Origin of the sequence: Blautia sp. DFI.3.45 (assembly GCF_020593505.1) — a bacterium.
GTDB classification, from domain to species: Bacteria; Bacillota; Clostridia; order Lachnospirales; family Lachnospiraceae; genus Blautia_A; species Blautia_A wexlerae.
In genome coordinates this window covers 1-16504 of sequence record NZ_JAJDMI010000060.1, presented here as the reverse complement: position 1 = coordinate 16504, position 16504 = coordinate 1, and the positions used below count along the sequence as shown (strand labels likewise).

Annotated in this window: 12 protein-coding genes; 6 read left to right on the top strand and 6 right to left on the bottom strand. The window is 38.7% G+C overall.

The window, feature by feature from the left end; all coding sequences use genetic code 11:
- Positions 1-223 precede the first annotated feature (223 nt).
- The 3 genes from LJE09_RS15290 to LJE09_RS15280 form a co-directional block, all read right to left on the bottom strand.
- Positions 224-712 carry a hypothetical protein gene (locus LJE09_RS15290; protein WP_055059010.1) on the bottom strand — a complete coding sequence of 163 codons (489 nt, stop codon included), beginning with the start codon at positions 710-712 and terminating at the stop codon, positions 224-226.
- A 15-nt stretch (positions 713-727) separates the two neighbouring features.
- Entirely contained in the window at positions 728-1582 is an 855-nt protein-coding gene (locus tag LJE09_RS15285) for a DUF3990 domain-containing protein (RefSeq protein WP_118615035.1), read from the bottom strand.
- 258 nt (positions 1583-1840) lie between these two features.
- Complete coding sequence (locus LJE09_RS15280) at positions 1841-3412, bottom strand: AAA family ATPase (RefSeq protein WP_118615032.1); 1572 nt, start codon at positions 3410-3412, stop codon at positions 1841-1843.
- Between the two features lie 171 nt (positions 3413-3583).
- Here LJE09_RS15280 and LJE09_RS15275 point away from each other — a divergent pair, with 171 nt between their 5' ends.
- Positions 3584-3799, top strand: a complete 216-nt coding sequence (locus LJE09_RS15275; protein WP_227311529.1) for a hypothetical protein — start codon at positions 3584-3586, stop codon at positions 3797-3799.
- A 92-nt stretch (positions 3800-3891) separates the two neighbouring features.
- On the opposite strand, the gene LJE09_RS15270 is transcribed toward LJE09_RS15275, so the two are convergent.
- Entirely contained in the window at positions 3892-4329 is a 438-nt protein-coding gene (locus tag LJE09_RS15270; RefSeq protein ID WP_118615029.1) for a DUF6618 family protein, read from the bottom strand.
- 111 nt (positions 4330-4440) lie between these two features.
- On the opposite strand from LJE09_RS15270, the gene LJE09_RS15265 reads away from it, so the two are divergent.
- The 4 genes from LJE09_RS15265 (at position 4441) to LJE09_RS15250 (ending at position 11934) form a co-directional block, all read left to right on the top strand.
- A complete protein-coding gene (locus tag LJE09_RS15265; protein WP_118615040.1) occupies positions 4441-5457 on the top strand; it encodes a PD-(D/E)XK nuclease family transposase in 1017 nt (338 codons plus the stop codon).
- Positions 5458-5748: 291 nt separating this feature from the next.
- Positions 5749-9864: a hypothetical protein gene (locus LJE09_RS15260; RefSeq protein ID WP_227311528.1), complete on the top strand. Its 4116-nt coding sequence runs from the start codon at positions 5749-5751 to the stop codon at positions 9862-9864.
- A gap of 165 nt (positions 9865-10029) precedes the next feature.
- The gene (locus LJE09_RS15255; protein ID WP_173681818.1) at positions 10030-10998 is read left to right on the top strand and encodes an N-acetylmuramoyl-L-alanine amidase; all 969 of its coding nucleotides are present in this window, start codon (positions 10030-10032) and stop codon (positions 10996-10998) included.
- Positions 10999-11070: 72 nt separating this feature from the next.
- Positions 11071-11934 carry a NifB/NifX family molybdenum-iron cluster-binding protein gene (locus LJE09_RS15250; RefSeq protein ID WP_173681817.1) on the top strand — a complete coding sequence of 288 codons (864 nt, stop codon included), beginning with the start codon at positions 11071-11073 and terminating at the stop codon, positions 11932-11934.
- A gap of 103 nt (positions 11935-12037) precedes the next feature.
- On the opposite strand, the gene LJE09_RS15245 is transcribed toward LJE09_RS15250, so the two are convergent.
- Positions 12038-14389, bottom strand: a complete 2352-nt coding sequence (locus tag LJE09_RS15245) for an Ig-like domain-containing protein (RefSeq protein WP_227311527.1) — start codon at positions 14387-14389, stop codon at positions 12038-12040.
- A 666-nt stretch (positions 14390-15055) separates the two neighbouring features.
- Between LJE09_RS15245 and LJE09_RS15240 the strand changes: the two genes are divergently transcribed.
- A complete protein-coding gene (locus LJE09_RS15240; RefSeq protein ID WP_227311526.1) occupies positions 15056-15397 on the top strand; it encodes a hypothetical protein in 342 nt (113 codons plus the stop codon).
- A 416-nt stretch (positions 15398-15813) separates the two neighbouring features.
- On the opposite strand, the gene LJE09_RS15235 is transcribed toward LJE09_RS15240, so the two are convergent.
- Positions 15814-16504: hypothetical protein (locus LJE09_RS15235; protein ID WP_227296369.1), on the bottom strand; the 691-nt coding region annotated here is incomplete at its 5' end.

Sequence of the window (16504 nt, the reverse complement as noted above, 5' to 3'; positions counted from 1 at the left end):
TTCTGCTGCTTTCTCAATTTCTGATCTTGACATTTTTTCTTTTCCCTTAAGGATGTTGACCAGGTATTCCTCTTCGCTGATTCCGACAGGAAGAGGATATTCACTGGAAGTACCAGCTGATGAAATTTATGCTACATTAAACGGAAATGAAATTGATATTGCTAAAAACTTTACTTTATCATACGGTGAAAATCTTAACATTGGTGAATTTCAGGACAGCCCCTTATATTTTTTTATTTCGTATTCTTTTGAATATTTCATACTGACGTTCCAATTCCATTTTTTCATCTGTAAACAGGCCTTTTGCTTCCAATATTCGCTCAATAGCCTGAGATGGATCCATTGTATGATATGGCAAAAACAGCCCTTTCAGTTCCTTTGGCTTTACGATCTTATAGACTTGCATGGAAGTTAATTCGTAGGTTATTACAAAATACCTGTAAATATATCCAATCCAATACATTTCGTTACGGGTATATTTCACAGAACCATAATTAGAAAACCCATATTCTTCATTAACCAGCTGCAGGATATCCTCTGCCTGGATATTACTTTCCAGTACTGATCCATCATCAAGCCTTTTAGCTATTCGACTCCTCATAAATCGCCTGATAAAAATCTCTGAACTTGACTCCATTTTATCAATTGACTTTTCAAATGCTGTTGCCTGAAGTTCACATAAAAGCACTCCATCCTTATTCATCCTTTTCATATATTGGTCACCCCTTTATGACAGAATCTCATCAATATATCTTCCCTGCCCTCTATATTGCCTTTTAGCTAATTTAACTTTGTCATCACCCAGTTTTGACTCTTCAAGTCTTATATTTTTATAGTATTCCCTTTCATTATTTGATATATAGCATCGTTCTGTTAATTTTATCTGGGATACAGCCTTTTCAGTCAGAAAAATATACTGCATCCCAAGATTTGTGGCAGCAAGACAATGTTTACACTGTTCATCTGTAAGGTCTCCGGCGATAAATGAATTAATGATTTGAAACATACGGTTATCTGCAATTGGAGCAATTATGTAATCACAGTTCCGTGACTGTTCTATAAGTGCCTTTACTGCCGGATGATCCTTATACTCATCCAATGTTCCCCTATAGTAAGCAATCGTCATCATCCATTCCTGATTTACTTCATATCTCTTGCATTTCAGATCTCTGTCATCAAATCTGATATAATATACGGAAGAATTACCAAACCCTGAAACAAATGATATTGCCTGCTCATAACTTTCTCCTGTATAAAATCCCTGCCCAAAATCATTATTTTTTCTTCCCTTATGAATATCAATCTCTCCGTCAATTTCAGTTTTAGCGCCATGAAAAAGCAATTTTTCATTTGCACCTAAATCATCTCTCCAGAACATTTCCTTTAATTTGTTTATCTTTATGTTTTTATCAAATGCAAACGAATATACTGCTTCCAAAAGCCTTGCCGATGGTTCTGTTTTTTTCAGCTCGGTTCTTGAGATCGTCACCTGCTCTACTCCGATTTTTTCTGCAAGTTCACTTTGAGAAAATCCCAGAATCTCTCGTATAGACTTCAGATCCTCTGAAAAATTATATTCCATATTCATCACCTCAAACTTATTTATATCATATTACTTAAATAAGTTCAATTAAAAATTTTATTTGCAACTGGTAATCCCTGTGTGTTAGGATAGTTGGAATGCATGCATTCAACAGAACATCCATTGATAACAGGAAAGTATTCAGCCCATGGTCCAATCTTGAAATAGTTAAAGTGAAATAATCCATTTGGGTAATTACTACAGATTCCTAAAAAAGAAGGCTCCGGTCATTGCGACCGGAGCTTTTCTTTTTACAATTTACATATCCAATTTTTCGATAATACATTCATGTATTTTTGTTTTCGTGTCATAATTAATTCCTACCATTAATAAATTTCCACAGTAACCACTCAATGCCAGGGGATAATTGCGTTCTTTTATCTGCCGGATTGCACTGTCAGCACTTTTATCCCATTTCAATTCAATGATCATAGCCGGCCTGTCCAGGTGCTCTTTTCGGGGCAGGTATACAATATCTGCAAAACCTTTTCCGGACGGCAGCTCCCTGATTTCTGTATAATAAGCACGAGCACTATAATATGCAAGTGAAAGTACACAAGCCAATGCATTCTCATCATTATACTTTAAAATAGAAGTTTCAAAATGTGCCGCCTGTATTTTCTCAGCAACTACTTTATTTTCCAGTTTCCATGTTGCCTGCAGTAACTCTTCAGAATTTCTTATTGCTGTAATTACTTCCTGCCATCCGGCATCTCGTATGGAAGTAATAAATTCCGTTGTGATCTCACTGTTTGGAATAAACACTTCCTTTCTGGAAAAATCATATCCGAGATATCCCAGATGGATAAACAGCGTTAATACATCATCAGCGCTTGAAAAGGTAGTCATATCATTATTAAACGAGCTAATATCTATTGCCAGTCTTTTTCCGGCAAGTAATTCGATAATAGCTTCTTTCAGGCCCTTATAATTCATAACAATATAGTCTCGCAGAGCCTCGAATGTTTCTGTTTTGTTCCAGTAATTATCAAAAGAATGGCTCAGCATGGCACTTACAACAGAACGGGGATTATAAACATGTCCGATTTTTTCAAAAAAATATCCGTCGTACCAACACTTTGTATCCTGAAAACTCATATCAAATTGTTTGCATAACACTTTCACTTCATTCTCCGTGAAACCAACATACTCAGCAAGCGCTCCTGGATTGGTCATGGAAAATTCGTCAAACATATTTAATGCAGAATGAGAACCGTACTTTTTGATTGGAAGAATTCCTGTCATATAAGTAAGCCCGACATAGTTTCTGTCTTTCAACAGGTTTCTGAGAAAATCCAGATATTTTTTCTGAGCCTCCATATCATTTTTATTTTCTCTGAAAATACAGTCCCATTCATCAATAATAAAAACAAATGGAATTTTGTACTCTCTATAAATTTCCTGCAGCACGTCAATCAGATCTGTCTGATCCAGATAATCAAGATCAGGATACTCTCTCAGAAGATCACGAAGAACATATTTGCTGAAAAGCTCACACATCCTGTCAATATTATGTGTGCGACTGAAAAAATCCTGCATGTTCAAAAAAATTGTATTATATCTGTTTAAATGCACTGGGAATGAAGGGTCTTTTGCTATGCTCATATTGGCAAATAATTTTTGTGAATCACAGTTTCTTTGATAATATGCTGCCAGCATTTCGGCAGCCATAGACTTTCCAAAACGTCTTGGACGACTTACACAAAGAAACTTCTGCTTAGTTCGAAATACCTGGTTTGTATACTGAATGAGTTCTGTTTTATCTACATAAATCTGGGAAGAAACTGACTCAAAAAATCCCTCATTTCCTGGATTCAAATATAACCCCATAAATAAAAACCACCTTTCTTCCAAACTGATTCCTGTTATTTCTTGTTTATAGGAATTATAACATTATTCTGATGCTTCTGCCACAGCAAAGAATCGACAAATTGTTCTTAATGTTTGTCATTTAAAAGCATTTTCATAAGTGTAGATTCTGCTGAAACTGCAAAACAAAGAGTGGAAGAAAGAGTTCAAAATGGTGGACATGGAATTCCTGCTTCAGATATTGAAAAAAGATATATAGAATCCTTTGCAAATTTGCAGTATTTGCTGCAAGAATGTGATCTGGCAGTTTTTTATGATAATACGGATAGATTTGCTATTTTTCACAAAGGTAAATTGGTAAGATTATCCCAAAATGTTCCTGTTGCTGATTTCTTAGTTTGTCACTAGTCAGATTTGCTCCCATGTCATAATCTGCTATGTTTTGTGTCATTGGCATTTTGTGCAATCCGGCAGATTTCCTGCCGGATTATCTGTTTCATTTACAATGTTACATATGAGCTGAGTGCTTCAAGTGCTTTTACAATACTGATGATGTCCACCTTTGACAGCTCCGGATAGTCCTGTTCAAGGCGTTCCCTGTTCCAGAAGCAGTCCGACAGAGACGATATTTCTGTGCCGATCCCCCAGTTGGGAATACACAGATACTTTCCATATGCATGTTTTCCTACCAGCAGATGGAAAGTGCTCCCACGAGCGGTCACCTCAAACTCATTTCTGTTTATGTTTAATGGACGGATATGACCGGTCCAGTTTTTTTCATTGCTGTCCGGATTGCTGCACTGGTAATAGGATCCCATAGCTACTGGGGTCAGATCATCGAAAAAATCCGGGAAGAAAGTAATCTTTACATAAAATGATACAGAAATTTTTATAAAGCAAGAAGAACAGAAATTCCCAAATAGGACTCCTATCATCATTACGATAGGAGTTCTTTTTTGTCAAAATTTATTCTATGATTGTCGAAAAGTTTCTCTGGTAAACAAACAACAGCTCTGATAAAATATAAATACAAAATATGTGACAGGGAGGTGACATCCATAGTACATCAGACAGATCTGGCACAGACTATAGACCTTGCCGCAGAACGTGCAAGATATGACGAATGTGCCAAGAAACTATTAACCTATAAGGCAGTTGCTGCCTGGATCCTCAAATCCTGTACAAAAGAATTTTCCCAATACAGTGTTAAGTTTATCTGTGAAAACTGCTTAAATGGCAACATCGAAGTTTCCAGCCGCGCAGTACATCAGGAGCAGCCTGACTACACCGGAACACTGGATGGAAACGAACGGATAGACAGCCTTAATTCCGAGGCAAATGCAATCAGGGAACAGACGGTATATTATGACATCCGTTTCAGGGCATACATTCCGGACAATTCAGAACCGGTGCAGCTGATCATCAATCTGGAGATCCAGTTGAATGACACACCGGGATATCCGTTAGTTACAAGAGGTTTCTATTACTGCGCAAGAATGATATCTGAACAGTATGGGACTGTCTTTACTGGAGAACACTATGAAAAACTCCAGAAAGTCTACAGCATCTGGATCTGTCCGGATCCGGCAAAAAAACGCAGGAACGGGATTTTCCGCTATTACACAGTACAAGATACGGTATTGGGGAAACCTTATGAAAGTCCGGACAGCTATGACCTTATGGAAGTTGTGATCGTAAACCTGGGTGATGCTGATAAAGAAAGTGATCTGGAGATCCTTGATCTGCTGAACACACTCTTTTCTCTTTCCATATCCCCGGAAACGAAGAAAGCCCGTCTTCAGGATGATTTCGGCATTGCCATGACAGAAGAATTTGAAAGCGAGGTGCAGGATATGTGTAATCTTGGAAAAGCACTTGTTGAACAGGGTATTGAACAGGGCATCGAACAGGGCGTGGAACAAGGTGTAAAACAGAAAAATCTGTCCCTTGCAAAAATGATGCTTGAAGATAAAGAACCAATTGACAAAATTAAAAAATATACTGGTTTTGCCACAGATAAGCTGGAAGAGATTGCAAAATCTATGGGAATGACTTTTACAGCCTAAAGTTCTAAATGATACCTTTATAATTCTGTATGAAACTATACTCAACAAGTAGCAAGTTTATTACATAATGTGAAAAAAGCTTTCAATCGCATCTTTTCGGATATGATTGAAAGCTTTTTTGCGCATTAAATACAGACCTTTTTGAATATAATTATGTATTTTCATATAAAAATCTATAAAAAATTAGTTATAAATCATATAACGCATATACTTTAACAAATAATCATCATTCCTCACACCAAATCCCTATACAAAATCAACCTGTCCACCACCCAAAGGGGAACTATAATCATGACAAAGATTAAAAACACAAAGAAGGGCATGGCAAAAAAGACATTAAGTATGTCACTTGTTGTTGCAATGCTTGCTACTTCTAATGTGCCGGTATGGGCTGCTGAGTTCAGCGATGGTACAGATGCCGCTGTAGCTACTGAAGCTCCGGCTGCTGAAACATTCTCTGATGAAACTGCAGATGCACCGGTTGTTGACGATACAACTGAAGCAACTCCAGCTTCTACAACAGTAACAGAAGGTGATGTTACTGTAAATTTAACAGCAGATAGAAAAACTGCTGTATGGGGAAAGGATACAGTTACTATTACAGGAACTGTTACAAAAACAGACAGCCAAGCTTTAGATTATGATTACCGGTGGGTTGATGCAAATGGTATTGCAAGCGAGCATTTCGGCGAGGTGACAACAAGTGAAACAGTAAATAAAATGTCTTTCACACCTAGTGTAAATGATGCCGGAAAAACTTTAACATTATATGTATACAAAAAAGATAATGATCAGATATTATATAATATCAACACAGGCATTACTGTTTCTGTTGAAAAACAGAGCCTTGGAAGCATTGAACTCAGTGGTGCAGGCGCAACTCTCACATATAAGGGTTTTGCACAGGCAGTTAAATTTGAAGGAGATAATGCAGCTACAGTTACTGTGAAAGATTCTGCAGGACAGACTATTGTTGTTCCATCAGGAAAAACTTATTATGAGCTTTCATCTACAAGTGCAACAAATGCTGGCGATGAAGTAAAAGTTACAGCAACAGCAACAGAAGACTCTCCTTATACTGGAACAATTGAAACAAAAGTTGCAATCAGTAAAAAACATGCTGTATTAACCGATAATAAAACAACCGGCGAACCGGCGAATATTATCGCCAACCCAAATAAAGGTTTAAGTTATCAGTATACAGGTGCTCCAATTGTAGTTGCAAATAAGGATGTAACTGTTAAAGAATCTAAATCTGACAATAATGGCGATGATAAGAAATTCAGTGGAGCTGACTTATCTGATACAATCATTAATGCAGTAACAGCTAGTGGAGCTATTGGAAACCAGAAAGTTCATGTAAATGTAGATGGAAGATTGTTCAAAAACTTTGATCAGATTAGTACTCCAGAGCAGTTAGAATCAGATGACACTGTTGAAATCAAGAAACGTGATCTTTCAGCTGCAGGAACAAAAATCTCTATCAAGACAGTAACTGGTGAAATCCCTACCAATATTTCCGTCAGCGATCTTGGTCAGTATTTAAAATTAACCGGTACAGAAGGTACTTCTCTTACTGCGCTTCAGGTAAATAAAGACTACACTATCAAAGTTTATACAGGTGATGGAAGTGAAGCTACCAAATTTGAAGATGGAAGTACATATAAGATTACAATTACTGCAAAGAAAGCAGAAACTGTTAACGGTGTATCTGTAGGCGGTACTTGTGAGAATCATCAGGACATTCAGGTTGTTGCTACAACTGCAGCATTTAAAACAGTATCTTATGAAAATGCAAATACTTATAAACCAGCATATACAGGTTCCGAGATTACACCTTCTAAATCTGATTTAGGAAAACTGAAAGTTACACAGGTGACTGGAAATGTACCTGTAGAAACTACCTTAGATACCGATGCATATGAGATTACCGGATATTCAAACAATGTCAATGCTAGCACAATTTACGATAGTAGTAAAGTAGCTCAGCCAAATGCAACTGTAAATATCAAGATTACCAAAGGTGTATTTGCAGTCAAGACATGTGCTGTTAAATTTACTATCCTTCCATTAGAGGTTACTGCAGATACAATCAAGGTACAGAAAGAAGTTTCTATCAACAAATCTTATTCCAATGCCGCAGATTATAAACTGCCATTAACAGTTGTTGCGAAAGATCATGCAACTACTGGAAAGAAAGTTGAAAAAACATTAACAGATTCTGACTATACAGTAAATTATAAATGGGAAAATGATAATGATACTAATGCTGTCGGTACTAAAATTGTAACATCTATCACTATCACCAATCCGAACTATATTTATGGTCTTGATAGCAATGATATTAAATTGACTCATAAAGTTACTGCATCAACTAAAACAGAAATCACTGCAAAACAGTTATCTGATTCTATGGTAGTGATTAATCCATCTTCTTATACTTACACTGGTGGTAAGATCATTCCTACTTATGCAGTAATTGATGGTGCGATTGCCCTTTACAAAAAAGGAGATATCACTGAAACAGCTACAATTAAAGCAGAATATGAAGAAGTATCTATCACAGATGCTGTAAATGTAGGAACAGGTAAAGTTACTGTAAAAGGTCTTTACGATGCAAGTACTAAATCTGGTTATGCTGGAACTGCATCAGGTACATTTACTATTACTCCGGCAAATACAGCTGATGTTAAAGTGACGATTGATGATCAGCAGTATACTGGAAAACAGGTAAGACCTCGTGATTTCAAGGTAACATTAAACGGAAATGATGTAACTAATCAATTTGCGGTTGTATCTTATGGTACTAATGTCGAAGCTGGAAAGGGTACTGTTGTATTAAAACCACTTGATGGAAACAAGAACTTTACAGGTTCAAATATTACTGCTGAATTCAATATTGTAAAAGAAATCGTATCTGGTACCTTAACAGCATATGATGCTAATGGATTTAAAGAAAGCAATGATAAATTTGCAACTGTAGATTCAGATGGAAAGATAACAGCAAATGCAAATACACCATTTACATTTGACGGTAACGAGCATACCTTTGCTAAAGTTCTGTTATCTGACATCACGCGCGTTGGTACAGGTAAAACTTCTGCAAAAGCAAGTGATTTTGAAATCAAATATGTAGATAACGTATCCGGTAAGATGGTTGAAGGCAAGAAGAATGTTGGCTATGTTTACGCTGTTGCCAAAGAAGGTACCGGATTTGCCGGAAACCAGACTATCGTGACTGCTGACGGAACAATCATTAAAGGTGTTGTAGCATACAAAGCATTCTCTATTGACAGTGTCAGATTTGTTGCTAAAAATGTAAGCCTTAAAAATGGAACCTATGCTGCCGGTCTTCCAGTTAAACCGGAAGTAACAATCCAGATTGGCGGAAGTACATTAGTTGAAGGAAAAGATTACAAACTTACTTTAATTGATAAAAATGACGATACTATAACACCTACAGAAGCAACTGTTGCAAATATTTACGGTGTTCATATTGAAGGTATCAACGGATATAACATGTCAGATGTCAAGACATCATTTGGTAATTATGGTACTAAAGCTGAACAGGCTTTAAAATGGGGTGTTGATAAGAAGAACATCAAAGACTGCAAAGTAACTGTAAAAGATGGTGTTGTTTCCGTAGTAAACGGATATATCCCTGTAGCATCAGCAGAATACACATCCAAGAACAACGGTGACGGCACATACACAGTAACTGCTGTAAGTACATCCAAAAACTATACAGGTTCTGTTACCGTAACAGCTGATGGAAAAGCTGAAGATGAGAAGCCAAATGCTCCAATGATCAGCAGTGTTAAAGTTGTTGGCAATCAGGCAACAGCAATCCTTTCCGGTGATTCCGAAGGTGCTGCAGGTTACGACTATGTAATCTCCACAGACCGCGACTGCATCAAAAACAAAGACTATGCTTCTGTAAACAAGAACCAGGTTAGCACCTCTACTACATTCAAATATGTACAGCAGGGAACATACTACGCATACTGCCACGCTTGGAAACGTGACGCAAACGGTAAGAAAGTATTCAGCGACTGGTCAAACGCATACCCATTCGTTGTATCCGCAATCACACCGGATGCTCCGGTTATCACAAACGTAAAAGTAAGCGGATCTACTATCAAAGTAACATACAAAGCAGCTGCAAACGCAACTGGTTACGATGTAGTACTGGGAACAGGCTCCAAGAAAGAAAACGGTGAGACACGTCCATACCACTATGGCAATCACAAGATACTGAACCTCAAAGAAGGTACAGTAACAGCAACATTCAAGAAAGTACCAAAGGGAACATGGGTAGTTGGAATGCATGCATTCAACAGAACATCCGAAGACGGAAAGAAAGTCTTCAGCCCATGGTCAAACCTGAAAAAGGCTACTGTTAAATAATCCATTTGGGTAATTAATACAGATTCCTAAAAAGAAGGCTCCGGTCATTGCGACCGGAGTCTTTCTTTTTAGGAACTTTTTTCCACACTCCCAGACAATTACATGATATAATCAACATACAGAAAATCATTACTCAAAACATCTCTATATGAAAGGAAGCCACGTATGAAGAAAAGAAAATCATGTTTTATCTGGCTCTTGTGTATTCTTCTCTTAGTCACAGCTTTGCCTGCTGTAGATTTTACAGATGTCCAGGCAGCATCTGTCAGCAGTACTTTCACCGGATGGAAAACCTACGGTGGAAAAAAATACTATTATAAGAATGGCAAAAAGCTGACAGACCTGCACAAAATCGGCAAGTATTATTACTGTTTTGCCGCAGACGGTACCATGCTTACAGGATGGCACCGTATTCATAATCGTTTCAGGTATTTTGGCAAACAGACCGGAAGAATGCGTATCAATCAGACTGTAAATGGACGAAAGATCAACAGCAAAGGTGTCTGGACTCCTGTTGTTGTACTGGATCCGGGGCATTCTGCTGTCGTTGCCAGCGGTTATGAACCTCTTGGTCCTGGTTCCGGTCAGATGAAGGAGAAAGATACTTCCGGAACCCAGGGTGTTGCTACAGGTGTGGAGGAATATAAGCTCAACCTGAGCATTGGTCTTCAGCTAAGAACCCTTCTTCAGAAAAGAGGGTTTAAGGTAATAATGACCAGAACCAACAGTAAAGTAGCTCTCAGCTGTATTGACCGTGCAAAAGTGGCAAATAAGGCAAAAGCAGATGCGTATATCCGTATCCATGCCAATGGAAGTGATAATTCCTCTATCAGTGGAGCACTGACTATCTGTACAACCAGAAACAGTCCTTATATTTCATCTATGTACAGAAAAAACAAAGCGCTTTCTGAGGCTGTACTCAATGCATATGTGGCAACTACAGGATGCAGAAAAGAATACGTCTGGGAAACAGACTCTATGACCGGAAATAACTGGAGCAAAGTTCCGACAACGATTATCGAGATGGGATATATGAGTAATCCTTCCGAAGACCGCCGTATGCAGCAGAGTTCTTATCAGAAAAAAATGGTACGGGGAATTGCAAATGGAATTGAGAATTACCTGATCAAATAGCCTTGCTTTTGTGTCGTAGACAGTTTATACTGGACTGAATGGGTATAAAAAATAATTTGGAGGATTTTTCAAATGAAAATTGCAGTAACATATGATAATGGAGAGATTTTTCAGCATTTTGGAAAAACAGAGTCTTTTAAAGTTTATGAAGTGGAAGACAACAAAGTAGTTTCCAGTGAAGTGATCGGTTCTAACGGTACAGGACATGGTGCACTTGCAGGTCTGCTTGCTGAGCAGGGTGTAAATGTTCTGATCTGCGGTGGTATCGGCGGTGGTGCTCAGACAGCTCTCACAGAGGCAGGAATCGAATTATGTGCCGGGGCCCAGGGAAATACTGACCAGGCAGTTGAAAACTATTTAAAAGGCGAATTAGTATCTTCCGGAGCTAACTGTGACCATCACCACCATGAAGAAGGCCATTCCTGTGGCAGCCATGAGGAGGGACACTCCTGTGGAGACAGCTGTGGTGGCGGATGCGGTGGATGTGGCGGATCACAGCCACAGCTTACAGGACGTAATGTAGGAAAAACCTGCCGCACACATTATAGAGGAACTTTCAATGACGGAACACAGTTTGATTCTTCTTACGACCGTGGCGAACCGCTGGAATTCATCTGCGGCGCAGGCCAGATGATCAGAGGATTTGATGCAGCTGTAGCTGACATGGAAGTTGGTCAGATCATTGATGTTCACCTTATGCCTGAAGAAGCATACGGTATGGCAGATCCAAACGCTATCTTCACTATGGAAATCGCCCAGCTTCCAGGTTCCGAAGACCTGACAGTTGGCCAGCAGGTATACCTGTCAAACCAGTTCGGTCAGCCATTCCCTGTTAAAGTAACAGCTAAAGATGAAAAAAACATCACATTTGATGCAAACCACGAAATGGCTGGAAAAGAACTTAACTTTAAGATTGAATTAGTAGAAGTGAAATAAGACAAATACTCAGGGCAGCCTCCCGGCAAAGATTTTGCCGATGAGACTGCCCTGTTTTATACTTTATTTACCAAAGTGATAGTGCTTTTTGTAGTTTTATAATTTACGAGTAAAGATTTATCGTTTTTGTGGGCTTACTGTATATTCGCTTACCGTTTACTGTCTTAAATGCTTTTACATAATAATTATAAACCCAGTACATACCTGTCTGGGAATCATAAGCCTTTGTGTCTTTCCAGGTTGAGACAGAGGACTTCACTGTTTTGGCAGCGGAACCATTGCGGTAAATTACATATCCGGAAGCACCGGCTACTTTTTTCCAGGAAACCTCTATACCACCGTTACTCATTTTACATGAAACCTTAGATGGAGCCGGGACAGCAGCTTTTCTTGATTTCACCGCTGAAAATTTAGAATATTTGTTTTTTCCACTTGCGTTGGTTCCATAAGCACGGACTTTAAATGAATAGGTTACGCCCGGTACTACAGCTGCATCGAAACTGACAGCTCCTGTTTTCAGGGTTTTTATCCGCTTATAAGAAGACTGGGAATCTGTCTTGCAGTAAATCTGGTATCCTTTGGCACCCGGAACCTTTTTCCAGGTTAAATGTATTTGATCCGCAGCTTTCTGGGAAAGTTTCAGCACAGGTTTTGTCAGTGGTGTGTTGTTCTCAGATACCTTTACCGTCACCTGACACTGGGTCTGAAAATCTCCGGCAGAAGCAGTGATTACTGCCTGACCATAACCGTTCCCCTGAATGGTTCCATCCTCTGAGACAGACGCAACCCCAGGATTACTGCTTGTCCAGACCACATCTTTTACATCATCAGAGTTGGATGGTGTAAAGGAAGGTGTGAGTTTTTGTGTATTTCCTTCGTCAATTGTCAGATTTGTCTGGTTCAGAGCAATTCCGTTAAGTGGAGTTGTTACTACAGGGATTTCATACAGGTATGTGCGGGAACTGTCATAGTTGCCGTTATCATAATTTCCAGATACCCATACAATATTACGTCCCCATAAGATCGGCTGGGAATCCGTCTGGATCGTTACATTCTTATATAACTTGGATAATATCACATTTCCGGACATATCCATAAGAAGATAATGCAGAATGCTCTGGTCGGAGGTTTCCTCTGAGAAAAGGACTGCGTACTGATTATTTCCTACGGGGATGAGCTTTGGTTCTGTCAGGGTTATTTCTGCACCTGACGGTGAATACTGAGTAAGCCAAATAAATCTGGAAGCCATACTGTTCTTATCTGTGATTATCATAAAGATATTTTTGTTAAGATTCTCATATCCGGTCTGTCCATTCACAGCAAAACCATGGGGAACAGACTTGCCTACTGTGATCAGATTATTTCCTGCCAGAGAAAATCCGGTTACCTCACATCCGGTATAATTATCACCTGTAGCTCCCATAAAAGGAAAGAGATTTACAGCATGATTCTGGGCAATATATCCACCGGAATATGCGGAGAAGGAAGACAGGATCAGACCTCTGTAATAAGCATCCCCGTGATCCAGAAAATATACATGAGAACCGTCATTTACAACAAACTGATTAAAGGAATGGCTGCAATAGGGCATATCTGAATTAATAAGTGTCATATCCTGAGTGTTAATGACAAAAGTGATATTACTCTGATGATGTATCCCTTCCATCCAATACATTTTCCGTCCTGTGTGTACGATCAGGGTAGAACCGATCTGGGTCATGCGCAGGGAAGCAGCGTCAAAAGGAATGTAGATTCCTTCAAACATATTTGTATATCCGCCACCAATGTCCGTTGCACCAAGCAGTTTCCAGGCACGGCTGTATTTAAGGATTCGGACAGCAGTTATGCTGTTGTCTTCATTCAGATTTTTCTGTCCTGCTGCAACATAAAAGTTCCCGTCCGGTGCAGCATAGAATCCTCCCCATAATGGAAGAGGAAGCTTTACTGTTGTTACATTGGTAACATTAAGATCGGAATTGCAGGCAGCATCATATAAAGTCTGATCTTTCCAGGCAACAATATGAAGATTTCCTGCCTCATCTGTATAATAAGAAGTATATTCAGGATTTGCCCAGTTCCAGCTGTAAGATCCGCTGTTGATTCCCATACCCTGAAGCTGGGAAAGAGCCTTTCTCCGACCAAAGGAAGACTTTGAGGAATAGGTGGAAGTACCAGCTGTTATTCCCTGACCTGCATTTGCAACCAACGTGTCCCCCTCCTGGACAGAAGGCATTTCCTTTTCATCCGAAAAGAAATCATCATCTGTCTGTTCCGAAGTAAACTCATCTTCAGTGTCATTGAACTCTCCATTGTTATCAAGCTCCTCAGGAACAGAAATTATATCTTCGTTTACCGCATTATCCGGGTCAGTAAAAATGTCTGTACCATATGCAGGAGCAACATTCATTAGAGCCATAGAAGAAGCCAGTAATAAAGCTAACAATTTCTTTTTCATCTTTCAAATCCTCCTTGGAAATAATGGTGGTTTTGTGTTGGAGTTGCCTTGTACCAAATCAGTGGTCTGATACATCGAAAGAATTATTCTTATATAATCAATATAGCACACAACTTTTGCAACGTCTATGACAGATTGTGTTGATTTAGTGCGTGAAATTGCCAGACATAAACTGCTCGGCACTAATCTTACTGGGGTAAGTCCAGCCACGGGTATTTACCGCCAAGTGTAGCGAACCACAAGTCGGTATCAGTAACGGTATGGATAATGATAAACGTAAACCGAAATTGTAAATCAAGAGGTTATGGAACGAAAGATTAGTGTCTTACCTCGGGAGACCCTACTCATCCTGCTATTATCCAATCCTGTTACTGGATAATCATACAGCCTAAGGGGGGGATTTTCTCCCCTACCCAGTTACATATATCAGTTCATTATAAAATGCTTAAATTTTTGTCTTGACAACTGAACCACTATAGTGCGTATACTATGGAGAAAACGAATGGGATGGTCCACTTTCGTTAAAGGATATGCTGGAAATCCCAGAGAAGATAAAGCAACTGGTATTGGACTATAGGATGAACTTGATTCAGGTGAGAACAAGTGATTCCCTGCGCTTCTGTAATTCAGATGTAAATATAGTATTTGATGTGAGCAGAAGCATTTATGCAAAAAAATTATGAGAAGATCAGGGAAATGTACCAGGATCAGGAGACCTCTGCAAGTCTTGGACTTGTGATAGGTGCAGTCACAGAATCGCAGCAGCTTATTGACCATGCTTTAAGATCAGAACAGGAAGGAGGGCCGATGAGTATGTGTAATGCATTGGAAGAATTAAGACGCGAAGGGGTGCTTGAAGGTCAGCGTGAGGGACGACTTGAGGGAATCCGTGCAACGATAAGAACCTGCAAAAAATTCAACATTAGTGAGGAGGATATAATCAGAAATATCATGGAAGAATTTTCCTTATCACAGGAAAAAGCCTCTGGTTATGTAAAGAAATATTAGTAGATTGTGAATTACTCGGTAACTGAGTTACCAGAGCATCTGAAGATGAAACATACAGAGAACAATTATATAAAGAGTTTAAAATCTAGCCAGTGGTTTCTTTATGCCAGAATCGGAACTGTCAGCTATGTAAAAAATACTGGTAAACCAGTACGGAGAGTCTTTGATCATATTGGTCAAAGGCTCTTTTTTGTACAAAGAAGAACCTCGGTCGAAATGATCTATTTCGATGAGTCTTTAGACTCCAGTGCCGGTAACAGACCCTTATAGGGTCAAAGCAAACCACCGGCTAAGCCGGTGGTTGTGATTTAGGGACTTATTTCACAGACCCTTTCTTTTTAGGAATCTGTGAGTATGTAAATAAATTGTTTATTAACAATACCTGAAAGTTATCGATATGTGTGACTCTTAATAAATTATTTCTTTACATAGATTTCGATTTTTTTAGTTTTGACAGAGCAGGAACCTGTTGTTACCATTTTGTATCCTGCTGGTACCGGAACTTCACTGGCTTTAATAGATGTAGCTTTTTTATCGACAACGATTTCTCCAGTAGCAACAATTTTGTTTGTTTTTGCTAATCTATAAATAACTTTAATTGTTTTTCCTAATTTTTTAACCTCAACAGTTACTGTATTATTTTTGGAAATTTTTAATTTGGAACCAGTTGTTACAATCTGATATCTGTCTGGTGCTGTGATTCTGCTCATATTAACATATTTGGCAGTAGCTACTACAGAAAGTTTCTTACTGCTGACAACTTTACCAGATTCTTTAAAAATAACAGTTACAGATTTTTTATTCTGGTCTACAGTAATATAAACTTTGTTATTTTGGGAAATTTTAATGTCACCAACGATGCCAATTGTATATCCATCTGGTGCTGTTAATTTGCCAGTGTTAATATAAGTAGCATCTTTATCAACAGTCATAGGAGCTGTCTTGATGACATTTCCTTTTCTATCCTGATATACAACAGTAATTCCTTTTGTTGTAACTGCTTTACGAACAGCAGCGTATACATAACCATCATTGATTGCAAGATCACCAGCTAATACCAATTCATAGCCTTCTGGTGCTGTAAGTTTGCTGGTATTTACAGATGTA